26 protein-coding genes and 1 pseudogene are annotated in these 25405 nt (G+C 55.7%); 7 read left to right on the plus strand and 20 right to left on the minus strand.

The genetic code is table 11. The annotated features are described in order from the left end of the window. Positions 1 to 9: 9 nt before the first annotated feature. Positions 10 to 897 (minus strand): LysR substrate-binding domain-containing protein, encoded by an 888-nt coding sequence (locus ABIE11_RS12065; RefSeq protein ID WP_429184577.1) that lies wholly within the window; start codon positions 895 to 897, stop codon positions 10 to 12. A 109-nt stretch (positions 898 to 1006) separates the two neighbouring features. Between ABIE11_RS12065 and ABIE11_RS12070 the strand changes: the two genes are divergently transcribed. Together ABIE11_RS12070 and ABIE11_RS12075 are read left to right on the plus strand one after the other, a co-directional pair. Continuing rightward, entirely contained in the window at positions 1007 to 2215 is a 1209-nt protein-coding gene (locus tag ABIE11_RS12070) for an MFS transporter (protein ID WP_409255789.1), read from the plus strand. After that, positions 2212 to 2589, plus strand: coding sequence for a DUF4440 domain-containing protein (locus tag ABIE11_RS12075; RefSeq protein WP_429184578.1), 378 nt, complete (start codon positions 2212 to 2214; stop codon positions 2587 to 2589). The genes ABIE11_RS12070 and ABIE11_RS12075 overlap by 4 nt, the downstream gene beginning before the upstream one ends. Before the next feature lie 49 nt (positions 2590 to 2638). On the opposite strand, the gene rpoS is transcribed toward ABIE11_RS12075, so the two are convergent. The 13 genes from rpoS to cysG form a co-directional block, all read right to left on the minus strand. Further along, positions 2639 to 3631 (minus strand): RNA polymerase sigma factor RpoS, encoded by a 993-nt coding sequence (rpoS, locus tag ABIE11_RS12080; RefSeq protein WP_095283101.1) that lies wholly within the window; start codon positions 3629 to 3631, stop codon positions 2639 to 2641. Between the two features lie 60 nt (positions 3632 to 3691). Next, a complete protein-coding gene (nlpD, locus tag ABIE11_RS12085; protein WP_100779140.1) occupies positions 3692 to 4816 on the minus strand; it encodes a murein hydrolase activator NlpD in 1125 nt (374 codons plus the stop codon). Positions 4817 to 4932: 116 nt separating this feature from the next. Then, positions 4933 to 5559 (minus strand): protein-L-isoaspartate(D-aspartate) O-methyltransferase, encoded by a 627-nt coding sequence (locus ABIE11_RS12090; protein ID WP_100779139.1) that lies wholly within the window; start codon positions 5557 to 5559, stop codon positions 4933 to 4935. Beyond that, a complete protein-coding gene (gene surE / locus ABIE11_RS12095; RefSeq protein WP_100779138.1) occupies positions 5553 to 6314 on the minus strand; it encodes a 5'/3'-nucleotidase SurE in 762 nt (253 codons plus the stop codon). The genes ABIE11_RS12090 and surE overlap by 7 nt, the downstream gene beginning before the upstream one ends. Continuing rightward, positions 6295 to 7344: a tRNA pseudouridine(13) synthase TruD gene (gene truD, locus ABIE11_RS12100; RefSeq protein WP_107702940.1), complete on the minus strand. Its 1050-nt coding sequence runs from the start codon at positions 7342 to 7344 to the stop codon at positions 6295 to 6297. The genes surE and truD overlap by 20 nt, the downstream gene beginning before the upstream one ends. Then, positions 7341 to 7820: a 2-C-methyl-D-erythritol 2,4-cyclodiphosphate synthase gene (ispF, locus tag ABIE11_RS12105; protein ID WP_017457714.1), complete on the minus strand. Its 480-nt coding sequence runs from the start codon at positions 7818 to 7820 to the stop codon at positions 7341 to 7343. Before ispF ends, truD begins: the two co-directional genes overlap by 4 nt. Beyond that, positions 7820 to 8530: a 2-C-methyl-D-erythritol 4-phosphate cytidylyltransferase gene (gene ispD, locus ABIE11_RS12110; RefSeq protein ID WP_429184579.1), complete on the minus strand. Its 711-nt coding sequence runs from the start codon at positions 8528 to 8530 to the stop codon at positions 7820 to 7822. Before ispD ends, ispF begins: the two co-directional genes overlap by 1 nt. 19 nt (positions 8531 to 8549) lie before the next feature. Beyond that, positions 8550 to 8861 (minus strand): cell division protein FtsB, encoded by a 312-nt coding sequence (gene ftsB / locus ABIE11_RS12115; RefSeq protein WP_100779135.1) that lies wholly within the window; start codon positions 8859 to 8861, stop codon positions 8550 to 8552. 78 nt (positions 8862 to 8939) lie between these two features. After that, positions 8940 to 9263: a DUF3561 family protein gene (locus tag ABIE11_RS12120; RefSeq protein WP_100779134.1), complete on the minus strand. Its 324-nt coding sequence runs from the start codon at positions 9261 to 9263 to the stop codon at positions 8940 to 8942. 59 nt (positions 9264 to 9322) lie between these two features. Next, a complete protein-coding gene (gene cysC, locus ABIE11_RS12125; RefSeq protein WP_107702938.1) occupies positions 9323 to 9928 on the minus strand; it encodes an adenylyl-sulfate kinase in 606 nt (201 codons plus the stop codon). Beyond that, on the minus strand, positions 9928 to 11355 hold the full coding sequence (gene cysN / locus ABIE11_RS12130; protein WP_429184580.1) for a sulfate adenylyltransferase subunit CysN: 1428 nt from the start codon (positions 11353 to 11355) through the stop codon (positions 9928 to 9930). Before cysN ends, cysC begins: the two co-directional genes overlap by 1 nt. 9 nt (positions 11356 to 11364) lie before the next feature. Next, positions 11365 to 12273 carry a sulfate adenylyltransferase subunit CysD gene (gene cysD, locus ABIE11_RS12135; RefSeq protein WP_095283121.1) on the minus strand — a complete coding sequence of 303 codons (909 nt, stop codon included), beginning with the start codon at positions 12271 to 12273 and terminating at the stop codon, positions 11365 to 11367. A gap of 9 nt (positions 12274 to 12282) precedes the next feature. Further along, positions 12283 to 13641, minus strand: coding sequence for a siroheme synthase CysG (cysG, locus tag ABIE11_RS12140; RefSeq protein WP_312156648.1), 1359 nt, complete (start codon positions 13639 to 13641; stop codon positions 12283 to 12285). Between the two features lie 240 nt (positions 13642 to 13881). On the opposite strand from cysG, the gene ABIE11_RS12145 reads away from it, so the two are divergent. The 3 genes and pseudogenes from ABIE11_RS12145 to ABIE11_RS12155 all read left to right on the plus strand — a co-directional run. Continuing rightward, on the plus strand, positions 13882 to 14925 hold the full coding sequence (locus ABIE11_RS12145) for an aminopeptidase (protein WP_100779130.1): 1044 nt from the start codon (positions 13882 to 13884) through the stop codon (positions 14923 to 14925). 827 nt (positions 14926 to 15752) lie between these two features. Next, positions 15753 to 15965 (plus strand): cold shock protein CspG, encoded by a 213-nt coding sequence (cspG, locus tag ABIE11_RS12150; RefSeq protein ID WP_100779129.1) that lies wholly within the window; start codon positions 15753 to 15755, stop codon positions 15963 to 15965. 120 nt (positions 15966 to 16085) lie between these two features. Continuing rightward, a pseudogene (locus ABIE11_RS12155) lies at positions 16086 to 16202 on the plus strand (AraC family transcriptional regulator); the annotation flags it as partial. Positions 16203 to 16336: 134 nt separating this feature from the next. Here ABIE11_RS12155 and cysH read toward each other — a convergent pair. The 3 genes from cysH to cysJ form a co-directional block, all read right to left on the minus strand. Further along, positions 16337 to 17071 (minus strand): phosphoadenosine phosphosulfate reductase, encoded by a 735-nt coding sequence (gene cysH, locus ABIE11_RS12160; protein WP_409255794.1) that lies wholly within the window; start codon positions 17069 to 17071, stop codon positions 16337 to 16339. 69 nt (positions 17072 to 17140) lie between these two features. Next, a complete protein-coding gene (gene cysI, locus ABIE11_RS12165) occupies positions 17141 to 18853 on the minus strand; it encodes an assimilatory sulfite reductase (NADPH) hemoprotein subunit (RefSeq protein ID WP_100779127.1) in 1713 nt (570 codons plus the stop codon). Further along, a complete protein-coding gene (gene cysJ / locus ABIE11_RS12170) occupies positions 18853 to 20658 on the minus strand; it encodes an NADPH-dependent assimilatory sulfite reductase flavoprotein subunit (RefSeq protein ID WP_429184581.1) in 1806 nt (601 codons plus the stop codon). The genes cysI and cysJ overlap by 1 nt, the downstream gene beginning before the upstream one ends. 309 nt (positions 20659 to 20967) lie before the next feature. On the opposite strand from cysJ, the gene queD reads away from it, so the two are divergent. After that, complete coding sequence (gene queD, locus ABIE11_RS12175) at positions 20968 to 21333, plus strand: 6-carboxytetrahydropterin synthase QueD (protein WP_429184582.1); 366 nt, start codon at positions 20968 to 20970, stop codon at positions 21331 to 21333. 34 nt (positions 21334 to 21367) lie between these two features. Here queD and queE read toward each other — a convergent pair whose 3' ends face one another. From queE to ABIE11_RS12190, 3 genes are all read right to left on the minus strand, one after another. Beyond that, positions 21368 to 22039, minus strand: a complete 672-nt coding sequence (gene queE, locus ABIE11_RS12180; protein WP_102105451.1) for a 7-carboxy-7-deazaguanine synthase QueE — start codon at positions 22037 to 22039, stop codon at positions 21368 to 21370. Between the two features lie 72 nt (positions 22040 to 22111). Next, the gene (locus tag ABIE11_RS12185; protein ID WP_429184583.1) at positions 22112 to 22801 is read right to left on the minus strand and encodes an N-acetylmannosamine-6-phosphate 2-epimerase; all 690 of its coding nucleotides are present in this window, start codon (positions 22799 to 22801) and stop codon (positions 22112 to 22114) included. After that, complete coding sequence (locus ABIE11_RS12190) at positions 22801 to 24357, minus strand: PTS transporter subunit EIIC (protein WP_102105453.1); 1557 nt, start codon at positions 24355 to 24357, stop codon at positions 22801 to 22803. The genes ABIE11_RS12185 and ABIE11_RS12190 overlap by 1 nt, the downstream gene beginning before the upstream one ends. A gap of 166 nt (positions 24358 to 24523) precedes the next feature. Between ABIE11_RS12190 and ABIE11_RS12195 the strand changes: the two genes are divergently transcribed. Further along, complete coding sequence (locus tag ABIE11_RS12195) at positions 24524 to 25348, plus strand: MurR/RpiR family transcriptional regulator (RefSeq protein ID WP_107702933.1); 825 nt, start codon at positions 24524 to 24526, stop codon at positions 25346 to 25348. Positions 25349 to 25405: the final 57 nt, after the last annotated feature.

Here is a 25405-nt window from a genome sequence, read left to right on the forward strand (position 1 = left end):
CAGGCAGCATTAACCGGCTCGGGTGCGCAGATAGTCGATAAACACGCGCACCTTAGCCGAGACATGCTGCGCATCGGGATAGACCGCGTAAATGCCCTGCTGCGCAAAGGTGTAGTCGGGTAAGACGTGTATCAGCCGCCCCTTTTCCAGTGCGCTTTTTACCAGCCATTCTGGCAGCAATGCCACGCCCGCTCCCGCGAGCGCAAAGGCCATCAGCGCCTGGGCGCTGTCGGCAAACAGCCGCGCAGGGCGCGTGATCTCTAACAGCGCTTTTTTTCCAAAGGCATCCGTCACCTGCCAGCGTAATGGCGCAGGAAGGCGGTCGTGAATCAGCCACTCGGCCTGCGCCAGGGCGTCCAGCGAATCAACCGGGTGTGTAGAGAACCATTCAGGGGCGGCCACGGGCAAAATCGTGAAACGCGAAATCTGCGCAGCGTGATAGCGAGAGTCGGCCAGCGTCCCCAGTCGAATGGCGACGTCAAAACGCTCTGCAATCAAATCGGCATGATGCGACGACGCAACGTGGCGTATCCGTAAATCCGGATGAAGCCGACTGAACTCCGCCAGAACCGGGATAATCACCTGCGCACCGTACTCCGGCGTGGAGGTGATTCGTAGCTCACCGCTCAGCCCAACGTGGCTGGCCCTGACTTCATCCTGCAAATTCTCCGCCGCTTTTAACAGCTCGACGCCACGCTGATAAAAGAGCGCGCCCGCTTCCGTGAGGGTGATTCTACGCGTAGAGCGCAGGAGTAACGTTACGCCCAGCTCATTCTCCAGCTGGCGAATATTAAAACTGACAACGGCTTTGGTTTGCCCAAGCGTTGTGGCCGCCGCGGTAAAACTGCCGGTATCCACCACCGCCACGAAAATCGTCATTCGTTGTAGATTGAGCATTGCTGAGCGCCATTACTGTCAAAATTATTTTGACAGTATATCGCCAGCGATGCCGTTTATCCCACGCTTTCTGGCAGATACATTACCGCTCCTTAACAGAGGGTAAATCATGACGTATCGCCATAAAGTCGCCATCGTGTTTCTGCTGGGCTTTTTTCTCGACCTTATCAATATGTTTATCGCCAGCGTCGCCTTCCCGGCGATGGCGGTGGAGCTAAACTCATCCGCCCCTGCGCTGGCATGGGTCAGTAATGGCTACATAGCTGGCATGACGCTGGTCATCCCTTTTAGCGCCCTTATCACCCGCAGGATTGGCGCAAAGCGCCTTTTTATTCTCTCCCTGACCCTGTTCTGTGCTGCGGCGTCCGCCGCCGGGCTGGCGGAGTCACTGAGCCATCTTATCTTCTGGCGGGTGCTTCAGGGAGCGGGCGGTGGTCTGCTGATCCCGGTTGGGCAGGCCCTGGCGTGGCAACAGTTTAAACCCCACGAGCGGGCCGGATTATCGACAGCAGTGATGCTGGTCGCCCTGCTCGCTCCCGCGAGTGCGCCGGCGCTGGGGGGAGTGCTTATTCAGTTCTTTAGCTGGCGATGGATCTTTTTTGCACCGCTGCCGCTTGCGGTCGTCACGCTGCTGCTGGCCTGTCTGTGGCTCAAAAACGACACCACGCCATCAGGGCCTGCTCGTTTACTGCATTTGCCGCTGCTGTCCGACCCGCTGCTGCGCTTCGCGATGCTGATCTATTTATGCGTACCGGGGATTTTCATTGGCGTGAACGTGGTCGGCCTGTTTTATCTGCAGAGTGTGGTGAAGATGACCCCGGCGGCAACGGGTGCGCTGATGCTCCCCTGGTCGCTCGCCTCGTTTATCGCCATTTCCACCACCGGCAAATATTTCAACCGTCTTGGCCCACGCCCGTTGATAATCACCGGCTGTCTGCTGCAGGCGGCGGGAATCGCGGGTTTATCAGTGGTCTCGGCGACAACCCCTGAATACATCATCATCGCCCTCTTCGTACTGATGGGGGCTGGGGGCAGTCTGTGCAGCAGCACCGCACAAAGCACCGCTTTTCTTAACGTGGCCTTTGACGAGATGCCGGATGCCAGCGCGCTGTGGAATATCAATCGCCAGCTGAGTTTCCTTCTGGGGGCTACGCTGCTGGCCGTGATGTTGAGCACTCTGCAACAGATTTTCACCCCTCTTCAGGCCTGGCACGGGACATTCATTCTTGCAGGCCTCATCACGCTTGTACCGCTGTTTAGCGCGATCCGCCTGAACAACCAGCAGGTACTTATCCACCTTCATAAGGAACCATCATGAATCTGTTTAAAGATGAAATTATCGACGCGCACATTGCCATCGAAAACTGGCTCGGCAAAGGCGAAGGCGATCACGACGCGCTAATGGCGCATTTCTGCGAGGGATTTACCATGGTGACACCGACCGGGGCATGCCTGGATTATCCTGCCCTGAGCGCGTTCTTTCTGGCACAGCGCGGCAGCCGTCCGGGGCTTTCGATTCTAGTCGACAGCATGGACGTGCTGGAGGCGTGGCCGGATGGCGCAGTGCTACGTTATCGCGAAGTACAACGTCAGCCTTCAGCGCTAACGACCCTACGATGGTCAACCGTGGTATTACGTCAACAAGGGGATAGCGTTCTCTGGCGCCATCTTCACGAAACAGTCGAACCTTAGAAAAGAAAAAGGCCCGTCTCTCGACGGGCCTTTTTTGATGAAAAGGTGCTTATTCGCGGAACAGCGCTTCGATATTCAGCCCTTGTCCCTGCAGGATTTCACGCAGGCGACGCAAACCTTCTACCTGAATCTGACGAACACGTTCACGAGTCAGGCCAATCTCACGGCCAACATCTTCCAGTGTCGCAGCTTCATACCCCAGCAGACCGAAACGACGTGCCAGCACTTCACGCTGTTTGGCGTTCAGTTCGAACAGCCATTTGACGATGCTCTGTTTCATATCATCGTCTTGCGTGGTGTCTTCCGGGCCATTGTCTTTTTCATCGGCCAGGATGTCCAGCAGCGCTTTTTCGGAATCGCCACCCAGCGGGGTGTCGACGGAGGTAATGCGCTCGTTAAGACGCAGCATACGGCTTACGTCATCAACCGGTTTATCGAGCTGCTCGGCAATCTCTTCCGCACTTGGCTCGTGGTCCAGTTTATGGGACAACTCACGTGCAGTACGCAGATAGACGTTCAACTCTTTGACGATGTGAATCGGCAGGCGGATCGTACGGGTTTGATTCATAATCGCCCGTTCGATAGTCTGACGAATCCACCAGGTCGCGTACGTAGAGAAACGGAACCCACGTTCTGGGTCAAACTTCTCAACGGCGCGGATCAGGCCCAGGTTGCCCTCTTCAATCAGATCCAGCAGTGCCAGACCACGATTGCTGTAACGACGAGCAATTTTCACCACCAGACGCAGGTTACTTTCGATCATGCGGCGGCGTGAGGCTACATCTCCACGCAATGCGCGACGCGCGAAATAGACTTCTTCTTCGGCCGTTAACAGTGGGGAATAACCAATCTCCCCAAGGTAAAGCTGAGTCGCGTCAAGCACACGCTGTGTGGCGCCCTGCGATAACAGCTCTTCTTCAGCTAAATCGTTATCACTGGGTTCCTCTTCAACCAAGGCTTTCTCATCAAAAGACTCGGCTCCGTTCTCATCAAATTCCGCATCTTCATTTAAATCATGAACTTTCAGCGTATTCTGACTCATAAGGTGGCTCCTACCCGTGATCCCTGAACGAGACACCCTGAAGTGGTATGTCCCGTCAAATTATCGCTGCGGTAAATATTGCAGCGGGTTTACGGATTTCCCCTTGTAACGAATTTCAAAATGCAAGCGTGTAGAACTGGTGCCGGTGCTACCCATGGTAGCGATTTTTTGCCCCGCCTTGATTTCTTGTTGTTCCCGGACCAGCATTGTATCGTTATGGGCGTAGGCACTCAGGTAATCATCGTTATGTTTGATGATAATAAGATTACCGTAACCGCGCAGAGCGTTACCGGCATATACAACGCGTCCATCTGCGGTCGCGATGATTGCCTGTCCCTTACTTCCTGCGATATCGATCCCTTTGTTTCCCCCCTCGGAGGAAGAGAAGTTCTCGATAACCTTGCCATCAGTCGGCCAGCGCCAGGTTGAAATTGGCGCACTGGCGGTTTGACTGCTGGCAGTCGGTACGGAAGAGCTAACCACAGGTGCCGTAACCGGTGCTGTGACGACAGTCGCAGACGGCTTATTATTCGGCAACATTTTGTTAGCACTCTGTTCACCTGAGTCTTCAGAATACGTAATTGTTGGTTGTGAAGCAACCACCGCGCTGGTATTTTGCGCAGGTTTCACACTATTGTTTTGCGCGGTGACATCCGCGGCTGAAACAGAGTTGCCTGGGGTCAGCGGCGTACCGGTCGCATTACCGACCTGCAGCGTCTGGCCGACTTCCAGGCCATACGGGGCTTGTACGTTGTTTCGCTGGGCGAGGTCACGGAAATCGTTCCCGGTGATCCACGCGATATAGAACAGCGTGTCGCCACGTTTTACGGTGTAGGTGCTGCCGCCCGTATAACTTCCTTTAGGAATGTTCCCATACTTGCGGTTATAGACTATGCGGCCATTCTCGGTCTGCACAGGTTGTTGCACTGGCTGAATCTGAGTTGGCTGCGTGATCGGCGTTTGAACAGGCTGGATCTGCGGAGTTTGCTGCGGTGCCGCAGTGCCCATTTTAGGCGGAGGCGTAATCAGCATTCCACCGGAAGTATTCCCCGAATTGCTGCTCCCGCCGACTGAGCTCACGGGCGCAGGGGGGTTATTAGAACTCGTGCAACCTGCCAGCCAAAGCGAAACCAATGACAATGCCGCGACACGGCTGATGGTGAATTTCGGGCTTCCCGCGCTCATTTATCCCCCAGGAATGTGTTAACTACCAGTGACTTAAAATTAACCGTGATGGCTCGAACCTTTTGCGCCACACCATACGCTGAATTTTTCCGAATAACCCTGGAAAATTCCGAGTATCAGGCAAGCTCTCCCTTAACAAGAGGCACAAAACGCACGGCTTCGACGGTATCGATAATGAACTCGCCGCCCCGTCGACAAACACGCTTCAGAAGCTGTTGTTCATCGCCCACCGGCAAAACGAGAATACCGCCATCGTCAAGCTGCGCCAGAAGCGCGGCCGGGATCTCAAGCGGTGCTGCCGTCACGATAATGGCATCAAACGGCGCGCGGGCCTGCCAGCCCTGCCAGCCATCGCCATGACGAGTTGAAACGTTATGTAAATCAAGCTGTTTAAGGCGACGACGGGCGTGCCACTGCAAGCCTTTGATCCGCTCGACGGAGCAGACATGATGGACGAGATGGGCCAGAATCGCCGTCTGATACCCTGAACCGGTGCCGATTTCCAGCACCCGGGATTCCGGCGTCAGCTCCAGCAGCTCCGTCATACGCGCAACCATATACGGCTGTGAAATCGTCTGCCCTTGCCCGATCGGCAAAGCGACGTTTTCCCACGCTTTGTGTTCAAACGCCTCATCCACAAATTTCTCACGCGGAACCTGTGAGATTGCCTCAAGCACACGCTCGTCGGTGATGCCCTGAGTGCGTAATTGAGTCAGAAGAGCTTGTACACGTTTACTTACCATTGTGTGTTCACCCCGGCACGTTCCAGCCAGCCTGAGACCACATCTTGCGCGTTATAGGCGGTTAAATCTACGTGCAGCGGCGTAACGGACACATAGCCTGCATCCACCGCCGCAAAGTCCGTATCTGGCCCGGCATCGCACTGCTCGCCAGGAGGACCAATCCAGTAAAGCGTATTTCCGCGCGGATCTTGCTGAGGGATCACCTGATCGGCTGGATGGCGACTGCCACAGCGCGTCACGCGAATACCTTTGATCTCGGCAAGAGGCAGATCCGGCACGTTGATATTCAGAATGCGACCGGTGCGCAGCGGCTCACGGCTGAGGGCGCGCAGGATCGAACAGGTGACGGCAGCGGCCGTATCGTAATGGGTGTAACCATTGAGCGAGACCGCCAGCGCCGGGAACCCGAGATGACGCCCCTCCATCGCTGCCGCAACCGTTCCGGAGTAGATCACGTCATCGCCCAAGTTTGGGCCAGCGTTGATGCCTGAAACCACCACGTCCGGGCGCGGGCGCATCAGTGCGTTCACGCCGAGGAAAACGCAGTCCGTTGGCGTCCCCATCTGCACCGCGATATCGCCGTTTTCATAGGTAAAAGTGCGAAGGGACGACTCCAGCGTTAATGAGTTGGAGGCACCGCTGCGGTTACGATCGGGAGCAACAACCTGCACCTCGGCAAACTCGCGAAGGTGTTTAGCCAGCGTCTGAATTCCAGGCGCATGGATCCCATCATCGTTACTCAGCAATATTCGCATAGTCACCCGACGTATTGATTAGTTCCCTGACAACACTGGTGGCAAAGCTCCCTGCCGGCAGCCAGAAACGTAACTCTACGGTTACGTCATCCCACCAGTTCCAGCTTAGCTGCTGCGGATAGAGCAGCATCGCGCGGCGTGCCGCTTCAACTTTCTCCCGCACCAGCAATGATTGTAATTCTGTCGCCTCTGCAACCGCCGCCTGCTCCGCGACCAGCGCGTCGCCCTGCGTTCCCCACTCTCCCGAGCCAGGCAGCGCGGCGGTAATCAGCAGCGTTTTATTCTCGACGCGTGCCTGCAGATCGGCCATTTCATCGCTTGTGGCGACAAACCAACTGCCGCGTCCCGCTAATTGTAGCGCATCGCCGACAACAACTTGATTCGCGTCCGTTTTTTTCAGTCGTTCGCTCACAATCTGATTAAACAACGCACTGCGGGCTGCCGACAACCAAAAACTGCGTTTATTCCTGTCGCGAACCGGGGCATTGCTCTGCGCCCAGCGCAGCGCACCCTGCAAATTGCTGCCGCCAATCCCGAAACGCTGGGTACCGAAATAGTTCGGCACGCCCTGCTCGTTAATGGCCGTCAGACGTTTTTCGACGTCATCACGGTCTGTGACTTCACGCAGCACAAGAGTAAACGTATTGCCCTGAAGCGCCCCCAGGCGCAGCTTGCGCTTGTGGCGGGCGTACTCCAGCACTTTACAGCCTTCAAGCTCAAATTTGCTTAAATCAGGCATCGCATTGCCCGGCACGCGCGCGCACAGCCACTGTTCTGTGACCGCATGTTTGTCTTTTTGCCCCGCAAAGCTCACTTCACGGGCATGAATCTTGAGGAATTTTGCCAGCGCATCGGCCACAAAACGGGTGTTGCAGCCGTTTTTCAGAATACGCACCAGAATATGCTCGCCTTCGCCGTCCGGCTCAAAGCCGAGATCTTCCACGACCACGAAATCTTCTGGGCTGGCTTTCAGCAGGCCATTTCCCTGTGGTTTGCCGTGCAGATACGTCAGGTTAGCAAAGTCGATCATTTGGCCGCCTTCACCAGCAGCGCCACAGCCTCACAGGCGATACCTTCGCCGCGACCGGTAAAGCCGAGCTTCTCGGTGGTGGTCGCTTTGACGTTAACGTCATCCATATGGCAGCCGAGATCTTCAGCGATAAAAACGCGCATCTGCGGAATGTGCGGCAGCATTTTTGGCGCCTGAGCGATGATCGTCACATCGACATTACCGAGGGTATAGCCCTTCGCCTGAATCCGGCGCCAGGCTTCACGCAGCAGCTCGCGGCTGTCCGCGCCTTTAAACGCCGGATCGGTGTCCGGGAACAGTTTACCGATATCGCCCAGCGCCGCCGCGCCGAGCAAAGCATCGGTTAAGGCATGCAGCGCAACATCGCCATCAGAGTGTGCGAGTAAGCCCTTCTCGAAGGGAATGCGTACGCCGCCAATGATAATCGGGCCAACGCCGCCAAAGGCGTGTACGTCAAAACCGTGTCCAATTCGCATTATGCCTTCTCCTGAGGGATCGTACGGGTAAGATAAAATTCCGCGAGCTGTAAGTCTTCCGGGCGCGTCACTTTTATATTATCAGCGCGCCCCTCAATCAGCTCAGGGTGAAAACCGCAATACTCCAGCGCCGACGCTTCGTCGGTGATGGTGGCGCCTTCATCGAGCGCGCGGGTTAAACAGCTTTTGAGCAGTTCGCGGGGGAAAAACTGGGGGGTCAGCGCGTGCCATAAATCGACGCGCTCAACGGTATGGGCGATAGTTTGCACGCCCGGCTCTGCGCGCTTCATGGTGTCGCGCACGGGCGAGGCCAGAATGCCACCCGTGGCGCTGGTTTCGCTGAGCTTAAGCAGACGGGCCAGATCGTCCTGATGCAGGCAGGGGCGTGCAGCGTCGTGCACCAGCACCCACTCGGCATCACCCGCCGCGCGAAGGCCTGCAAGAACGGAGTCGGCGCGCTCTGTGCCACCATCAACGACGGTAATCTGTGGGTGATTTGCCAGCGGTAGATCGGCAAAACGGGCATCGCCCGGACTGATGGCGATCACGACGCGCGTCACCCGTGGATGCGCCAGCAGCGCCGCGACGGAGTGTTCAAGGATCGTTTTATCGCCAATGGAAAGGTACTGCTTAGGACACTCTGTTTGCATGCGCCGACCGAAACCTGCTGCCGGTACCACAGCGCATACATCCGAAAAAGTCACTGCCATGTCGTAATCCTGGGCCTGATTATCGATTGTTTTGTGCTGAGCCCTGACTGCGTTTAGACGCATCCGGCACCAGACGATAAAAAGTTTCGCCCGGCTTAGTCATACTGAGTTCGTTGCGTGCGCGTTCCTCAATCGCCTCTTGCCCGCCATTGAGGTCGTCAATTTCGGCAAAGAGTTGATCGTTTCGCGCTTTGAGTTTTGCGTTTGTTGCCTGCTGTGCCGTGACGTCATCATTGACGCGACTGTAGTCGTGAAGACCGTTCTTACCGAACCACAGCGAATACTGTAGCCAGACCAGCAAAGCCAGCAACAGCAGTGTTAATTTACCCATCCAGCCCCCTGAAAAACGGCATCATCATCCCATAACTTTCCGTTCGACTCTACTCTGGGGTTTTAATTATGTCGCAAGTTAGCCCATCAGCCATAAAAACAGCAGGCCGAAAATGATGACCACGGTGGCAATGGTGATAATGGTGCTGTAGAACAGGCGGCCATTCAGCAGCGAGTGCAGCGCAATGCCAACCACAACCGCGACGGGCATCAGCGCGAGAAAGAAAGGCCAGGTGTAGAGGAAGAAAAACAGCGTATTGCGGCCATAGATCAGAAACGGGATGCCGAGCGCCAGCAACCACGAGACGAAGCCGACCACGGCCCCAGGAAGTGACCAGGTCGTGTCGTCATCAGTCGATACGGTGTCCGACGTGGTGATAATGTAATTCTCACTGTTACGCATAGCAGATCCTGTGACCATGACACATCTTACGGGCAGCGAGCTATCCGTTCGATACCGTCTCAGGATCTGATAATATCGCCCTGTCTGAGCAGGTCTAATAATTGGCCTACTAAATTTGTTACCAATTGTTGACCTTCCAGGTGAATCTCTGGTGATTCAGGGGCTTCGTAAACCGAGTCAATGCCGGTGAAATTACGCAGCTCACCCGCACGGGCCTTTTTATAAAGCCCTTTCGGATCGCGCGCTTCGCACACCTCAAGCGGCGTATCGACAAACACTTCGATAAACCGCTCGTGACCCACGCGCTCGCGCACCATCTGTCGCTCGGCGCGATGTGGCGAGATAAAGGCGGTTAATACGACCAGCCCTGCATCAGCCATCAGGCTCGCCACTTCCCCTACGCGGCGAATGTTCTCTTTACGATCGTCATCGCTAAATCCCAAATCGCTGCACAGGCCGTGGCGCACGTTGTCGCCATCGAGCAGATAGGTACTGACCCCCTGCTGATGCAGCGCCTCTTCCAGCGCCCCGGCCACGGTGGATTTACCGGAGCCAGACAGCCCGGTAAACCACAGCACAACCCCACGATGACCGTGGAGTTGTTCGCGCGCGGCAACCGTTACCGGATGAGGATGCCAGACGACGTTCTCATCGTGCTGCGCCATTATTTTCCTCCCAGCAAATCGCGTGCGCCCCAGTGCGGGAAGTGTTTGCGAACCAGCGCGTTCAGCTCCAGCTCAAAGGCGCTGAATTCAGAAGGCGCTGCGGTTGCCTGCTCGTGCGGCTCGCGCACCATCCCGGCACCCACGGTGACGTTAGTCAGTCTGTCGATAAAGATCAGGCCGCCCGTCACTGGGTTTTGCTGATATTTGTCGAGCACCAGCGGCTCATCAAAAGTGAGATCCACCAGACCAATACCGTTCAGCGGCAATTCTGAAACCTGATGCTGCGCCAGATTGTTGATGTCCACCTGATAGTGAATGCTATCGACGCGCGCACGGGTTTTCTTGCCCGCGATTTTGATGTCATAGCTTTGGCCCGCTGTCAGCGGTTGCTCCGCCATCCACACCACGTCCAGGGAGGCGCTTTGCACGGCCGGCACGCTCTCATGCGCATCCAGCAGCAAATCACCGCGGCTAATATCAATCTCGTCCTTCAGTACCAGTGTCACCGCTTCGCCCGCGCCCGCTTCCGGCAAATCGCCGTCGAAGGTGACAATACGGGCAATGGTCGATTCCACACCGGACGGCAGCGCTTTCACGCGCTGGCCAACCTTCACCACGCCGGAGGCAATCGTCCCGGAGAAGCCACGGAAATCGAGGTTTGGACGGTTGACATATTGCACCGGGAAGCGCATCGGTTGGCTTTCCACGGGGCGTTGAATTTCGACGGTTTCCAGCACTTCCAGCAACGTCGGGCCGCTGTACCACGGCATGTTCACGCTCTGGAAGGCCACGTTATCGCCCTCCAGTGCGGAGAGCGGCACAAAGCGAATATCCAGATTGCCCGGCAGCTGCGCGGCGAAAGTCAGATAGCTCTGGCGGATCTCCTCGAATTTTTCTTCGCTGAAATTCACCAGATCCATTTTGTTGACTGCCACCACCAGGTGTTTGATGCCGAGCAGCGTGGAGATAAAGCTGTGGCGACGGGTCTGATCGAGCACGCCTTTGCGTGCGTCCATCAGCAGGATCGCCAGCTCACAGGTCGAGGCGCCCGTGGCCATGTTACGGGTGTACTGCTCATGCCCTGGGGTGTCGGCGATGATAAATTTGCGCTTTTCGGTAGAGAAATAGCGGTATGCCACGTCGATGGTAATCCCCTGCTCGCGTTCAGCCTGCAGGCCATCCACCAGCAGCGCCAGATCGAGTTTTTCGCCCTGGGTGCCGTGACGTTTGCTGTCATTGTGCAGGGAGGAGAGCTGGTCTTCGTAAATCTGACGCGTGTCATGCAGCAGTCGGCCAATCAGGGTACTTTTTCCGTCATCGACGCTGCCGCAGGTCAGAAAGCGCAGCAGGCTTTTGTGCTGCTGGGCGTGCAGGTAAGCTTCCACGCCGCCTTCATCAGCAATTTGTTGTGCAATAGTGGTGTTCATGGCGGCTCCTTAGAAATAACCCTGACGTTTCTTCAGCTCCATTGAGCCTGCCTGGTCGCGGTCAATCATGCGCCCCTGTCGCTCACTGGTGGTGGAGACCAGCATCTCTTCGATGATCTCCGGCAGCGTCTGCGCGTTTGATTCCACAGCGCCCGTCAACGGCCAGCAGCCCAGCGTACGGAAGCGGACCATCTGTTTTTTGATCACTTCGCCCGGCTGCAAATCGATACGATCGTCGTCGATCATCATCAGCATCCCGTCGCGTTCCAGCACCGGACGCTCTGCCGCCAGATACAGCGGAACGATTTCGATATTTTCCAGATAGATATACTGCCAGATATCCAGCTCGGTCCAGTTGGAGAGCGGGAAGACGCGGATGCTTTCGCCTTTATTAATCTGGCCGTTGTAGTTGTGCCACAGCTCCGGGCGCTGGTTTTTCGGGTCCCAGCGATGGAAGCGGTCGCGGAAAGAATAGATACGCTCTTTGGCGCGGGATTTCTCTTCGTCACGGCGCGCGCCGCCGAAGGCCGCATCAAAACCGTATTTGTTCAGAGCCTGCTTCAGCCCTTCGGTTTTCATGATATCCGTGTGTTTCGCGCTGCCGTGGACGAACGGATTGATGCCCATCGCCACCCCTTCCGGGTTTTTGTGTACCAGCAGCTCGCAGCCGTAGGCTTTGGCGGTACGGTCGCGGAACTCGTACATTTCGCGGAACTTCCAGCCGGTATCCACGTGCAGCAGCGGGAACGGCAAAGTGCCCGGATAAAACGCTTTACGCGCCAGATGCAGCATGACGCTGGAATCTTTCCCGATCGAGTACATCATCACCGGGTTCGAAAATTCGGCAGCCACCTCGCGGATAATATGGATGCTTTCCGCTTCAAGTTGCCGCAGGTGGGTAAGTCGTTTTTGGTCCATAACCATTCCTTAAGCCAGATTCACCACAGAAGAGTTGAATCCCTCCTGCTGTTGGTTGTGTTGAAACCAGGCGAGCGTCTGATGTAGCTCCACCACCTCTCCCACCACAATCAGGGCGGGCATGGGGGCATTTTTCGCCAGGTTTGCAAGTTGTTGTAAGGTTCCGGTCGCGACGTGCTGGTCGACGCGTGTCCCGCGTGAAATCACCGCCACCGGCGTCGCTTTATCGCGCCCATGACGAATTAACTGTTCGCTGATGTCAGCGGCTTTCAGAGTGCCCATGTAGATCGCCAGCGTCTGACGGCTTTGCGCCAGCTGGGCCCAGTCAAACGGCACGCTGTCTGCTTTGTAGTGTCCGGTAACGAAGGTGACGCTCTGGGCATAATCACGGTGAGTGAGCGGGATACCGGCGTAGGCGGTGACCGCCGATGCCGCCGTGATACCCGGGACCACCTGAAACGGCACGCCCGCCTGCGCGGCTGCCTGCAACTCTTCGCCGCCGCGCCCGAAAATAAACGGGTCGCCGCCTTTGAGGCGTACCACGGATTTCCCGGCTTTCGCGGCATCAATCAGCATCTGATTGGTCTCATGCTGCGGCACTGAGTGTTCGCCCGCGCGTTTGCCGACGCAGATCTGCTCGGCATCGCGACGGATAAGCTCACGCACCTCGTCGCTTACCAGATGATCGTAAAAGACCACGTCGGCCTGCTGAATAACCTGCAGACCGCGCAGCGTCAGCAGCCCGGCGTCACCCGGCCCGGCACCGACTAAAATAATTTCGCCCTGCTGCTGATGTGAAGCGTGAAGGGAGTCCTCCAGCTCGCGTTTGGCGGCCTGTTCGTTTCCCGCCGCCATCAGGCTGGCAAAACGCCCGCGAAAGGCTTTCTCCCAAAAACGACGGCGATCGGCGGTGGTGGTACGGAACGCTTTCAGTCGTTCACGAAAGCCCCCCGCCACTTCAGCCATACGCCCGAGGCTTACAGGTAATAACGCTTCCAGCTTTTCTCGCAGCATACGCGCCAGCACGGGCGCGTTGCCGCCGGATGAGATTGCAATCAGCAGCGGCGAACGATCGACAATGGACGGGAAGATAAACGAGCACAAGGGCTGATCGTCCACCACGTTCACCAGCCGATGACGGGCATTGGCCGCCTCAAACACCCGACGGTTCAGCGCCGGATCGTCCGTCGCCGCGATGGCCAGCACCACCTGATCCAGCTGTGACTCATCGAATTCTGACGCCGTAACAATCTGCACCTGCGCGCCGGCCCGCTGTAAAAAAGCGATTTTGCGATCGGCGATTTCGCCCGTCCCGACAACCAGCACCGGACGGTCTTTCAATAAAGCAAACAGCGGCAGATAGTCCACGATGCGGTAACTCGTCTCAACAACAGGAATAGTGGGACTATAGGGGGCGGCTTAGAGTGAATGAAATTACGAATTGGAATGAGTAGTTACTCAATGGAATAACGAGTTGAGAAAGCTAATATCAAAAAGTGCTTAACCTGCGAAATAACGGGCATTTAAGAGCAAATGAAATTGTGTAAGCGCCGTCACAGTTTCATACTAGGCAGGTTAAAATTTTGTTCGATTTTTTAAGGACTCACTATGTTTTGCGCAATGCGCCACCGTATCGCTGCCCTGGCGATCGGCGTTTGCTGTATCCTCCCGGCTCAGGCCACCACTCAACCTTTGGGTGAAATCGCATCCACTCAGGCGCGCCATATTGCCACGGTATTTCCAGGACGAATGACAGGCACGCCTGCAGAGATGCTGTCGGCAGACTATCTGCGCCAGCAGTTTGCACAGATGGGCTACCAGAACGACATTCGGGCCTTCCACAGCCGCTACATTTTTACGTCGCGCAATAACAGCAAAAACTGGCATAACGTGACCGGCAGTACGGTTATCGCGGCCCACGAAGGCAAATCGGCGCAGCAAATTATTATTATGGCGCATCTCGATACCTTCGCCCCCCAGAGCGATGCGGACATTGATAATAATCTCGGCGGCCTGACCCTTCAGGGTATCGACGATAATGCGGCAGGCCTTGGCGTGATGCTGGAGCTGGCCGAACGCATGAAAGATGTTCCGACCCAGTACGGGATTCGCTTTGTCGCCACCAGCGGCGAAGAGGAAGGCAAACTCGGGGCGGAGAACCTGCTCAACCGCATGAGCGCGGCGGAAAAGAAAAATACCCTGCTGGTGATCAATCTCGATAATCTCATCGTCGGCGATAAGCTCTATTTCAACAGCGGCAAAAGCACCCCCAACTCTGTACGCAAACTGACGCGCGATCGCGCGCTGGCCATTGCCCGCAGCCACGGTATTCTGGCGGCAGTCAATCCTGGACGTAATCCGGCTTACCCAAAAGGCACCGGCTGCTGTAGCGACGGTGAAGTGTTTGATAAAGCGGGTATTCCCGTGTTGTACGTCGAGGCGACGAACTGGAACTTAGGGGACAAAAACGGCTATCAGCAGCGCGCTAAATCGAAAGCCTTCCCGGATGGCACCAGCTGGCACGATGTGAGACTGGATAACCAGCAGCACATTGATAAAGTGCTGCCTCAGCGCATTGAGCACCGCAGCCGTGACGTGGTGAAAGTGATGCTGCCGCTGGTGAAAGAGTTAACGAAAGCGGGTAAAGCGTAAACGGAAAGCGAAAGAATGGGGGCAAGAGGTCATATACTGCCCCCAAAAAAGCTGGACAGAATAGCCGAGGCACTAAAGAAAGAGTCCATGTGATGTACGGGCTCTTTTCGTTTCCTGCCTGTCTAAAAAATCAATTCTGCAACCGTATCTTCCATTCACCTGGTTGCTTACTTTTCTGCCTCAGCAATAACTTTGATGAATTAACACCCTTCCTACACTCTCCCGAGGATGTTATGCCTGAAAAGAGTCATTTACCGCTGCTGGACGATCACAAGCCGTTACGATGAAGAGAAAGAGTTGCTGGCGCTCGAAGCACGAAAACCGCCCCTACTTAAGCCATAAAACGTGTCGAATGTTTCAGGACGTGAAGCGGACGTTGTCGGTAGATTGGTACAATAAATAGTGGGAGGCTTTTTAGTATTAATGCCCAAAATTATCTGAAGTGAACGGGTACATTTTAAAGCAGTATAAATAGCAGTATCACTTTATTAAGCCCATTAATGTTAAATCTGAAGACTGTAGTACCTTAAAAGCCCTGACTGCAATGGTCAGGGCTTTTAAGTCTACTCCCCCTTTGAATTGTAAATTTCCCCAACAGATTGCTGACAAAAATAATCTTGCTTATCAAGTCATATGCGCCCACTATGCGTCATCGGTTTGGCATACAGACCTTATGAAAGCAGTTTTAGTAAAGCAGTCCTCATTTCAAGCGTGTTCCTTAGATACTCTTCTGCATGAGCCTCCTCCTAAGTGCCCAATAAGTCCTCATCTGCAAGCAGGCCATGTTTGCCACCGCGTGTGGCTCAAGAAAATTTAAGGAAGTAAATATGTCTAATAAAATGACTGGTTTAGTAAAATGGTTTAACTCTGAAAAAGGCTTCGGCTTCATTTCGCCAGAAGACGGTAGCAAAGATGTATTCGTACATTTTTCTGCTATCCAGAGCAACGATTACAAAACACTAGATGAAGGGCAGAAGGTTGAGTTCTCAATTGAGAATGGTGCCAAAGGTCCTGCAGCTGCCAACGTTATCACGCTGTAATAGCTGATAATGACACGAATACTTACGACAGCGATGACGGCATCAGCCTGAGCAGATAAGTTAACGTGATAAAAAAACCCGCCTTGAGCGGGTTTTTTTATGTTTCAGGCATAAGGGGGCGCGGCGGTAAAAGTGGGCTATGAGAGTTCGTCCCCGTTTAGCCGCGAGTACAGCAGGGAGTTTAGTGAGTCGCCGCAACGTGATATCAGACGTCTGCGTGGAGAAATAAGTCAGTAACAATCCTCTTTAGCAGCTATTTATAAGGATTCTTGCGTCTCCTCTGTACGCAGTCATCCTTTAGGGAATGCGTCTCGCAATAAAAAAAGCCCCTGCTCGTGACAAGCAGAGGCATATGACAGCGGACCGGTGAATCAGCCTTCGTGCAACCCGCACTCACGTTTAAGCCCAAAGAATCGCGTCTCTTCTTCCGCCATTCCTGGCTCCCATTTGCGCGTGGTGTGGGTGTCGCCCACCGACAGGTAGCCCTGATCCCACAGGGGATGGTATTTCAGCCCGTGCTGCTGCAGATACTGATAAACGGTGCGGTTATCCCAGTCGATAATCGGCAAGACTTTAAATACGCCGCGCTGGATCCCAAGTACCGGCAGACTGGCCCGGCTGCCGGACTGTTCGCGGCGCAGACCGGCAAACCAGGTTTTCGCATTCAGCTCGCTGAGCGCCCGGTTCATCGGCTCAACTTTGTTGATCTCATTGTATTTCTCAATGCCCTCAACACCCTGCTCCCACAGTTTGCCGTAGCGCGCTTCCTGCCACGCTGCGCTCTGCTCCGCGCGATAGACCTTAAGATTCAGCTGGAGTTTATCCGTCAGCTCATCAATAAACTGATAGGTTTCCTGAAACAGATAGCCGGTATCGGTGAGGATCACCGGAATGTCCGGGCGGATCTGATTCACCAGATGCAAACTCACCGCCGCCTGAATGCCAAAGCTCGACGAGAGCACATAGTCGCCTGGCAAATTTTCCAGCGCCCACGCGACACGGCCCTGCGCATCGCGTTTTTCAAGCATGGCGTTCGTTTCCGCCAGCGCCAGGATACGTTCCACTTTGGGCAGATCGTTTAGGGCGTTTAGATCGAGTCTGGACATAAGTTCCTCACTGTTTGCCTTGCCTCATGGCGCTTCGCTTATCAGGCGCGCGCCACCGGGCGATCAGGATTACTCCCAGAAATCTCGCGCTGGATCGAGCACCGGGCGAATAATGCCCGCGCGTACCGTAAAGTCGCCGAAGCCTTCACCCGCTTCGCGCTCTTTCGCCCAGCGTCCGACCAGTTCATCGATGGAATCGAGAATTTCTGGCTCGGTAATGTTTTCGCGATACATACGCGGAATGCGCGTCCCGCTGCGGTTCCCGCCAAGATGGACGTTGTAGCGGCCCGGCGCTTTACCTACCAGCCCCAGCTCCGCCAGCATCGCGCGGCCACAACCGTTCGGGCAACCCGTCACTCGCATCACAATGTGCTCGTCCCCGATGCCGTGTTTCTCCAGCACCGCTTCCACTTTGTCGGTGAAAGAGGGCAGGAAGCGTTCGGCCTCAGCCATCGCCAGCGGACAGGTCGGGAAGGAGACGCAGGCCATTGAGTTTTCACGCTGCGGTTTAACCGCATCCATCAGCGTATGCTCACGCGCCAGCTTCTCGATCTTCGCTTTCTGACTCTCCGGCACGCCGGCAATGATCAGGTTCTGGTTCGCGGTGATGCGGAACTCGCCTTTATGGATCTTAGCAATTTCCAGCAAACCGGTTTTCAGCGGACGGCCTGGATAATCCAGAATACGGCCATTCTCGATAAACAGCGTCAGGTGCCATTTATTGTCGATACCTTTTACCCAGCCGATGCGATCGCCACGACCGGTGAACTCATACGGGCGGATTGGCTCAAATTTGATCCCTGCGCGACGCTCCACTTCCGCTTTAAACGTCTCAACGCCGACGCGCTCAAGGGTGTATTTGGTCTTCGCGTTTTTACGATCCGTACGGTTGCCCCAGTCGCGCTGGGTCGTGACTACCGCTTCCGCCACCGCCAGGGTGTGCTCCAGCGGCAGATAACCAAACTCGCTCGCCGTGCGGGCGTAGGTTTTCTTGTTGCCGTGTTCAATCGACAGACCACCGCCCACCAGCAGGTTAAAGCCCACCAGTTTTCCGTTCTCGGCAATCGCCACGAAGTTCATGTCGTTGGCGTGAAGATCGATATCGTTCTGCGGCGGGATCACTACGGTCGTTTTGAATTTACGTGGCAGATAGGTCTGGCCGAGGATCGGCTCCTCGTCAGTGGTCGCGACCTTTTCCTGATCGAGCCAGATCTCCGCATAGGCGCGGGTGCGCGGCAGCAGATGCTCAGAGATCTTTTTCGCCCATTCGTAAGCTTCCGCATGCAGCTCAGACTCGAACGGGTTCGAGGTGCAAAGCACGTTACGGTTCATGTCGTTGGCGGTCGCCAGCGCGTCCAGGCCTACGGAGTGCAGCATCTGGTGAACCGGCTTCACGTTCTTCTTCAGAATGCCGTGGAACTGGAAGGTCTGACGGTTGGTCAGACGAATGCTGCCGTAAATCGTGTTGTCATGGGCGAACTTATCAATGGCCTGCCACTGCCTGGTGGTGATAACCCCCCCCGGCAGACGACAGCGCAGAAGCATCGCATGACGCGGCTCCAGCTTTTGCTCAGCACGCTCGGCGCGAATATCGCGGTCGTCCTGCTGGTACATGCCGTGGAAGCGGATCAGCAGGAAGTTGTCGCCGTTGAAACCGCCGGTCAGACCGTCATTTAAATCTTCGGCAATGGTGCCGCGCAGGTAGTTGCTCTCTACCTTCATGCGCTCGGCGTCCGTCAGTTTGCCTTCGACCACCAGTGGGCCAGGGTGTTTTTCGCTCATTAGTAGACATCTCGCTGATAACGGCGCTCTACGCGCAGCTCACTTAAAAATTCGTCCGCCGTTTCGGCATCCATACCACCGAATTCGGCAATCACTTCCAGCAAAGCCTGCTCGACGTCTTTCGCCATGCGATTTGCGTCGCCACAGACATAAAGATGGGCACCGTCATTGATCCAGCGCCACAGCTCTGCGCCCTGTTCGCGCAGTTTGTCTTGTACGTATATTTTTTGTTGCTGGTCACGGGACCAGGCCAGATCGATACGGTTCAGCACGCCCTCTTTGACGTAACGTTGCCATTCAACCTGGTAAAGGAAATCTTCGGTAAAGTGCGGATTGCCGAAGAACAGCCAGTTTTTGCCCGGCGCTTCATCTGCCGCGCGCTGCTGAAGGAAGGCGCGGAACGGGGCGATGCCGGTGCCAGGACCAATCATGATCACCGGCGTTTCCGGGTTGGCCGGGAGGCGGAAGTTGTCGTTGTGCTCAATGAACACCCGCACTTCACCCTCTTCTTCCACGCGATCGGCGAGGAAACTGGATGCCCCACCCGCGCGGGCGCGGCCTTCGATTTCATAACGCACCGCGCCGACGGTGATGTGCACTTCGCTTTCCACTTCGGCCTGTGACGAGGCGATCGAGTAGAGGCGCGGCGTCAGCGGACGCAGCAGGCCGATGAGCGCCTCTGCATCCAGCTGCGCGGGCGCGAAACGTACCATATCCACAATCGGCGTGGTCGCGGCGTACTGCTGCAGTTTGGCTTTATCACCCACTAAAGGCAGCAGGGTTTCGCTGCGCGTCAGCGTGGCGTAGTTCTCAACGATATTGGCGGTATTGACCGTCAGTTCAAAGTGCCACTGCAGCGCCTCGGAGAGCGGCAGGGATTTGCCGTCCACGGTGACAGATTCAGTGCCCTTCAGCCACAGCAGCTCCACCAGCTCTTTGACCAGTTGCGGATCGTTCTGATACCAGACGCCGAGCGCATCGCCGGGCTGGTAGCGTAAACCGGAATCACCCAGATCGATTTCGATGTGGCGCACGTCTTTTTCGGAGTCGCGGCCGGTGATTTTCTGGTTCACAGACAGGCTCGCCGTCAGCGGTTCTTCTTTGGTGTAAGGGCTGGTCAGTACCTGGTTAACCGCACCCGATGCCGTTGCAACGGCCTGCGCCGGGGAGTCTTTCGGCACGCGAGCTTTCAGCACTTCCACAATGCGTGCGCGCCATTCAGCGGCGGCAGGCTGGTATTCAACGTCAGCGTCGACGCGATCCAGCAGGCGCTCAGCGCCCAGCTCCGCGAGCTTATTGTCAAAATCTTTGCCGGACTGGCAGAAGAACTCGTACGAGGTATCGCCAAGGCCAAAGACGGCGAACGCGGTGCCATCGAGTTTTGGCGCTTTTTTCGAGAACAGGAATTTATGCAGCGCGACCGCTTCTTCGGCCGGTTCGCCTTCGCCCTGCGTGGAGGCAACCACAACCAACAGTTTTTCTGACGCGATTTGTTTGAATTTATAATCCCCGGCGTTGACCAGGTTCACGTTCAGTTGGGCGGCCAGCAGATCGTCGCGCAGTGCTTCCGCCACGCGCCGGGCATTGCCGGTCTGCGAAGCAGAGATAAGTGTAATCGCCGGGATTTCAACGGCGGCAGGCGCTGCGGTGACAACAGCCCCAGGTTGTTGATTGAGCATCCCCCAGAAATAGCCGGAGACCCAGGCAAGCTGAACAGGTGAAAAATCGGTGGTGGCCGCCTGGAGGCGCGCCAGTTGCTCCGGGTTCAGGGGAAGCAAATTCGAAGGTGGGGCCTGTGTTGTCATGCGTTGTTATGTTCCAGTAGCAAAGCGGAATTTATGCAAAAAGACCAAACTAGAGATAAGGTTAACGGCGGGGATAATAACAATTAAAGAAGGGATGGAAATAATAAATAACCAAAAGAACTAACCGCTTTTAGTCATGGTTCTTAACATTAAAACCGATAAAGCAAGCCACTGAATTTCTTAAATTTTATGAGCATAAGCGATGAGAAAATCTCTCATCCGGGACAACGGCCGTTTTAGTTAATGCTAAAAAAGGGTCTTTCCGGTACTATGCGGCGGTTTTTTCCGCATTCGTATTACTGAGAGCACATGATGTCCACCACACTGTTTAAAGATTTCATCTTCGAAGCCGCCCATCGCCTGCCGCACGTTCCTGAGGGACATAAATGCGGTCGTCTGCACGGACACTCGTTCATGGTGCGCCTTGAAATTACCGGTGAAGTCGATCCGCATACTGGCTGGATCATGGACTTTTCCGAGCTGAAAGCCGCCTTCAAGCCGACCTACGATCGTCTGGATCACTTCTACCTGAACGATATTCCGGGGCTTGAAAATCCAACCAGCGAAGTGCTGGCGAAATGGATCTGGGATCAGATGAAGCCACTGGTTCCCCTGCTGAGCTCGGTGATGATCAAAGAGACCTGTACAGCGGGCTGCGTTTATCGCGGCGAGTAAGACAAAAAAGCCCGGATATCCGGGCTTTTTTATATCAGGCAATATTCAGATACTTATGCGTCTGCATCGACAAACGCCAGTTACGCGCGATACAGGTTTCGATGCATAGCCGGGTGGCGTCCTCTTTCTGACTGATTGGCTGCAGGGCGATAATGCGCTGCTTTTCATCCGTCAGCGTCGCCAGCAGTTCATCCAGCGCTTCAATGTCACGCACGCGCCCTACCGGGTGTTTAATCTCATCCGCGCGCTCCAGCGCCTGAGAGAGCACGTCATATCCGCCGCGCATATTCACTTTTGGCGATACGGTCACCCAGGTCGAGTGCGAGCATCTGACTTCATGGGTACCGCTGGTTTCGATCTGGCAGCTGTAGCCGTTCTTCTCCAGCAGCTCCGTGAGCGGCATTAAATCGTGGATGCAGGGTTCACCACCGGTAATCACGATGTGGCGCGCGGTCCAACCCTGACGGCCAATGATCGCCAGCAGATCTTCGGCACTCCCGGCACCCCATTTATCGCTCTCTTTGGTTTTTGCCAGAATACTAAACAGCGACACTTCCCGATCTGCGAGTTTATCCCACGTATGTTTGGTATCACACCAGGCACAGCCGACCGGGCATCCCTGTAAACGAATAAAAATAGCAGGAACGCCGGTGAAGTAACCCTCGCCTTGCAGGGTCTGGAACATCTCGTTAATCGGGTACTGCATAGTCATCTCAGTTAAGGGGATAAACGTTAAGTATCGCAGATCCCCGCCTAAGTATCATGCCCGATCGGTGCTTTACGCCTCAATCGCCGCCACAAAGCGCGCCGTAATCTGCTGAGGACGGGTGATTGCACCACCTACCACCACGGTATGCGCGCCCAGTGCCAGGCATCGTGCGGCCCGCTCTGGCGTGTCGACATTCCCTTCGGCCACCACCGGCACCGTAACTGCCGCAAGGACGTCGCGTAAAAAGGCGCAGTCATTATCCGGCAGAGACTGACCTGCAGTCTGCGCCGTGTAGCCGTGAAGGGTGGTGCCCACGCAGTCGAAGCCCAAATCCTGCGCCGTTTTGGCCTCGGCAACGGTGGCGATATCCGCCATCAGCAGCAGAGAGGGATAACGCGCACGAATCTGTGCGACGAGATCGGCCAACGTCTCTCCGTTCGGACGCGGGCGCGCGGTGGCGTCGAGGGCGATAATTTCCGGTGTCACCGTCATCAGTTCGTCGATCTCTTTCATGGTGGCGGTGATAAACACCTCACTGTCCGGATAATCACGCTTAATGATGCCTATCACCGATAAAGAGACGCTCGCCTGAATTGCCGCGATATCCACCACGCTGTTGGCTCGAATAGCGACCGCCCCACCCTGCGCCGCCGCCAGCGCCATGCGTGACATGATAAACGGGCTGTGCAGCGGTTCATTTTCCAGTGCCTGACAGGAGACGATCAATTTGCCTTTCAATATATCCAGTATCGTTTTCATTACGCTAAACTCTCTTCGACTTCGTTTTTAATGATGGTAACGTGCGGACCGTAAATCACCTGAACGCCGTTCCCGCGCACAATCACCCCGCGCGCGCCGGTCGCTTTTAGCGCCGCTTCGTTGACCTTGCCGCCGTCCTTCACGGTGACGCGCAGACGCGTGGCGCAGCAGTCCACCTCTTCCAGATTTTCCCGACCGCCTAATCCTGCAATCACCGCCGCTGCGCGTTCGCTTTGTGGAAGCGCACTCTCAACCACGGCCTCTTTCTCACGGCCCGGCGTGGCAAACCGGAAACGGTTAATCAGGTAACGGAAGGTGAAGTAGTAGAGGAAGAACCACGGAACGCCGACCAACGGGACGTACATCCAGTGGGTTTTGGCTTCGCCTTGCAGAACGCCAAACAGGATGAAATCGATAAAACCGCCCGAGAAGGTCTGCCCGATGGTGATGTGCAGAATATGAGCGATCATGAACGCCAGCCCATCAAAGAAGGCATGGATGACGTATAACACCGGCGCGACAAACAGGAATGAGAACTCAATCGGCTCGGTGATCCCGGTCAGGAAGGAGGTCAACGCCGCCGAGAGCAGAAGCCCGGCTACGCGCTTTTTGTTCTCCGGTTTAGCCGTGTGGTACATCGCCAGACAGGCGCCCAGCAGGCCGAACATCATGGTGATAAAGCGCCCGGACATGAAGCGCGAGGTGCCGATATAAAACTGCTGGGTATTCGGATCGGCGAGCTGCGCAAAGAAGATGCGCTGCGTGCCTTCCACCAGCTGGCCGTTGACGATTTCGCTCCCGCCCAGTGCGGTTGTCCAGAACGGCAGATAGAAGATATGGTGCAGACCAAACGGGCCGAGCATGCGCAGGATAAAACCGTACAAAAACGTGCCGAGATAACCCGTCGCGTCCACCAGCCCGCCCAGTCCAAATATCATTTTCTGGAAATGAGGCCACACAACCGTCATCAGCGCACCGACCACAATCGCCGCCAGCGAACTAATAATCGGCACAAAGCGGGAGCCGCCGAAGAAGCCGAGGAACTGCGGCAGAGCGATTTTATTAAAGCGATGGTGTAGCGTGCAGGTCACCAGGCCAATCACCACGCCGCCAAAGACGCCGGTTTCCAGCGTCTGGATCCCGAGGGTCATCCCCTGTCCCACCGCGCCGGGATTTTCATGGGCCAGCGTGCCGGTGAGGATCAGCAGCGCATTGATGGTGGCATTCATCACCAGGAATGCGAGCAGCGCCGCAAGCCCGGCGGTGCCTTTATCCGTTTTCGCCAGCCCGACCGCAACACCCACCGCAAACAGCACCGAGAGGTTGGCAAAGACAATCGATCCGGCGCTGCTCATGATGGTAAAGATGGCCTGAAGCCAGCCGACATCCAGGAACGGATATGCCGTCAGCGTATTGGGGTTGGACAACGCCCCGCCAATTCCCAGCAGCAAGCCCGCCGCGGGCAATACCGCTATCGGCAGCATGAACGATTTACCGAACCGCTGCGCCTTTTCGAACCACGCCCCTGAAGAGGCACCACTAAACATCTGCATCATATTTTCACTTCCCCCGAGTAATGATGAAAATTTTTACCACATAAATTATACAAACTGAAAATTATCACCAAAGATCGGGAAGCGGATCATACTTTTTTAAAATGACTGGCATCTCTCCCCCGCTTTCCGCCACACTAGCCCCAGAGAAACGCATTAAGGATCTTGCATGTCAGAAAATGAAAATCTGCTGCTGAGGCTGCGCCAGAGCGTCTCGGGATACAGCCCCACTCAGCAAAAACTGGGAGAGTTCGTCTTAAACGATCCCGCGAAAGTGCTTTATCTGACGATCACCGAACTGGCGCGCGAAAGTGAAACCAGTGAGGCGAGCGTGACGCGCTTATGCCGCGCGCTGGGCTGTAAGGGATATACGGAATTCAAAATGGCGCTGGCGCTGGATGTACAGCGGATCCAGGCACCTGCCAGAAAAGGCGATGAGATCGACGAGGTGGTGGAAGAGTCGGTGCAGGCGCTGCGCGATACCGCCCAGTTGCTCGACAGAGAGGTGCTACTGAAGGCGGCGCAGGCGCTGCATCAGTCGCGGTCAGTCTACATTTATGGCGTCGCGGCCAGCGCCATCATCGGGGACTATCTGCACTACAAATTATTGCGGCTGGGGAAACCGGTGCAACTGTTCAGCGATATGCATCGGGCATCAATGAACGCGACGACACTCACTCAGGACGATCTGGTGGTGGCGATTTCAAGTTCTGGTTCGACGCGTGACTTACTGCATGTGGTGAAGCTGGCGCGTAAACGTGGGGCCAAAGTGCTGGCGCTGAGCAACACGCCGCGCAGCCCGCTGGCATCGATAAGCGAAATGCTGCTGGTGGCAGCGAAACCGGAAGGACCGCTGAGTGCCGGGGCGTTAAATGCCAAAGTGGGTGTGATGCTGCTGGTGGAACTGCTGGCAACCAGTCTGATTACCCTTGACGATCACTATGGCGATGTCAGTCAGCAGACGGCCAGTGCCACCCTCCCCTTACTGCTGTAAATCAGACATAAAAAAACCCGCCGAAGCGGGTTTTTTCTTAAGAGTGAAAGCTCAGTA

Source organism: Lelliottia sp. 489, assembly GCF_050435885.1.
Taxonomy (GTDB): domain Bacteria; phylum Pseudomonadota; class Gammaproteobacteria; order Enterobacterales; family Enterobacteriaceae; genus Enterobacter; species Enterobacter nimipressuralis.

Excerpts from the sequence above, each read along its gene's own strand:
- ABIE11_RS12065 (WP_429184577.1), bottom strand. The coding sequence starts at position 897 with ATGCTCAATCTACAACGAATGACGATTTTCGTGGCGGTGGTGGATACC.
- ABIE11_RS12070 (WP_409255789.1), top strand. The coding sequence starts at position 1,007 with ATGACGTATCGCCATAAAGTCGCCATCGTGTTTCTGCTGGGCTTTTTT.
- ABIE11_RS12075 (WP_429184578.1), top strand. The coding sequence starts at position 2,212 with ATGAATCTGTTTAAAGATGAAATTATCGACGCGCACATTGCCATCGAA.
- rpoS (WP_095283101.1), bottom strand. The coding sequence starts at position 3,631 with ATGAGTCAGAATACGCTGAAAGTTCATGATTTAAATGAAGATGCGGAA.
- nlpD (WP_100779140.1), bottom strand. The coding sequence starts at position 4,816 with ATGAGCGCGGGAAGCCCGAAATTCACCATCAGCCGTGTCGCGGCATTG.
- ABIE11_RS12090 (WP_100779139.1), bottom strand. The coding sequence starts at position 5,559 with ATGGTAAGTAAACGTGTACAAGCTCTTCTGACTCAATTACGCACTCAG.
- surE (WP_100779138.1), bottom strand. The coding sequence starts at position 6,314 with ATGCGAATATTGCTGAGTAACGATGATGGGATCCATGCGCCTGGAATT.
- truD (WP_107702940.1), bottom strand. The coding sequence starts at position 7,344 with ATGATCGACTTTGCTAACCTGACGTATCTGCACGGCAAACCACAGGGA.
- ispF (WP_017457714.1), bottom strand. The coding sequence starts at position 7,820 with ATGCGAATTGGACACGGTTTTGACGTACACGCCTTTGGCGGCGTTGGC.
- ispD (WP_429184579.1), bottom strand. The coding sequence starts at position 8,530 with ATGGCAGTGACTTTTTCGGATGTATGCGCTGTGGTACCGGCAGCAGGT.
- ftsB (WP_100779135.1), bottom strand. The coding sequence starts at position 8,861 with ATGGGTAAATTAACACTGCTGTTGCTGGCTTTGCTGGTCTGGCTACAG.
- ABIE11_RS12120 (WP_100779134.1), bottom strand. The coding sequence starts at position 9,263 with ATGCGTAACAGTGAGAATTACATTATCACCACGTCGGACACCGTATCG.
- cysC (WP_107702938.1), bottom strand. The coding sequence starts at position 9,928 with ATGGCGCAGCACGATGAGAACGTCGTCTGGCATCCTCATCCGGTAACG.
- cysN (WP_429184580.1), bottom strand. The coding sequence starts at position 11,355 with ATGAACACCACTATTGCACAACAAATTGCTGATGAAGGCGGCGTGGAA.
- cysD (WP_095283121.1), bottom strand. The coding sequence starts at position 12,273 with ATGGACCAAAAACGACTTACCCACCTGCGGCAACTTGAAGCGGAAAGC.
- ABIE11_RS12145 (WP_100779130.1), top strand. The coding sequence starts at position 13,882 with ATGTTTTGCGCAATGCGCCACCGTATCGCTGCCCTGGCGATCGGCGTT.
- cspG (WP_100779129.1), top strand. The coding sequence starts at position 15,753 with ATGTCTAATAAAATGACTGGTTTAGTAAAATGGTTTAACTCTGAAAAA.
- cysH (WP_409255794.1), bottom strand. The coding sequence starts at position 17,071 with ATGTCCAGACTCGATCTAAACGCCCTAAACGATCTGCCCAAAGTGGAA.
- cysI (WP_100779127.1), bottom strand. The coding sequence starts at position 18,853 with ATGAGCGAAAAACACCCTGGCCCACTGGTGGTCGAAGGCAAACTGACG.
- cysJ (WP_429184581.1), bottom strand. The coding sequence starts at position 20,658 with ATGACAACACAGGCCCCACCTTCGAATTTGCTTCCCCTGAACCCGGAG.
- queD (WP_429184582.1), top strand. The coding sequence starts at position 20,968 with ATGATGTCCACCACACTGTTTAAAGATTTCATCTTCGAAGCCGCCCAT.
- queE (WP_102105451.1), bottom strand. The coding sequence starts at position 22,039 with ATGCAGTACCCGATTAACGAGATGTTCCAGACCCTGCAAGGCGAGGGT.
- ABIE11_RS12185 (WP_429184583.1), bottom strand. The coding sequence starts at position 22,801 with ATGAAAACGATACTGGATATATTGAAAGGCAAATTGATCGTCTCCTGT.
- ABIE11_RS12190 (WP_102105453.1), bottom strand. The coding sequence starts at position 24,357 with ATGATGCAGATGTTTAGTGGTGCCTCTTCAGGGGCGTGGTTCGAAAAG.
- ABIE11_RS12195 (WP_107702933.1), top strand. The coding sequence starts at position 24,524 with ATGTCAGAAAATGAAAATCTGCTGCTGAGGCTGCGCCAGAGCGTCTCG.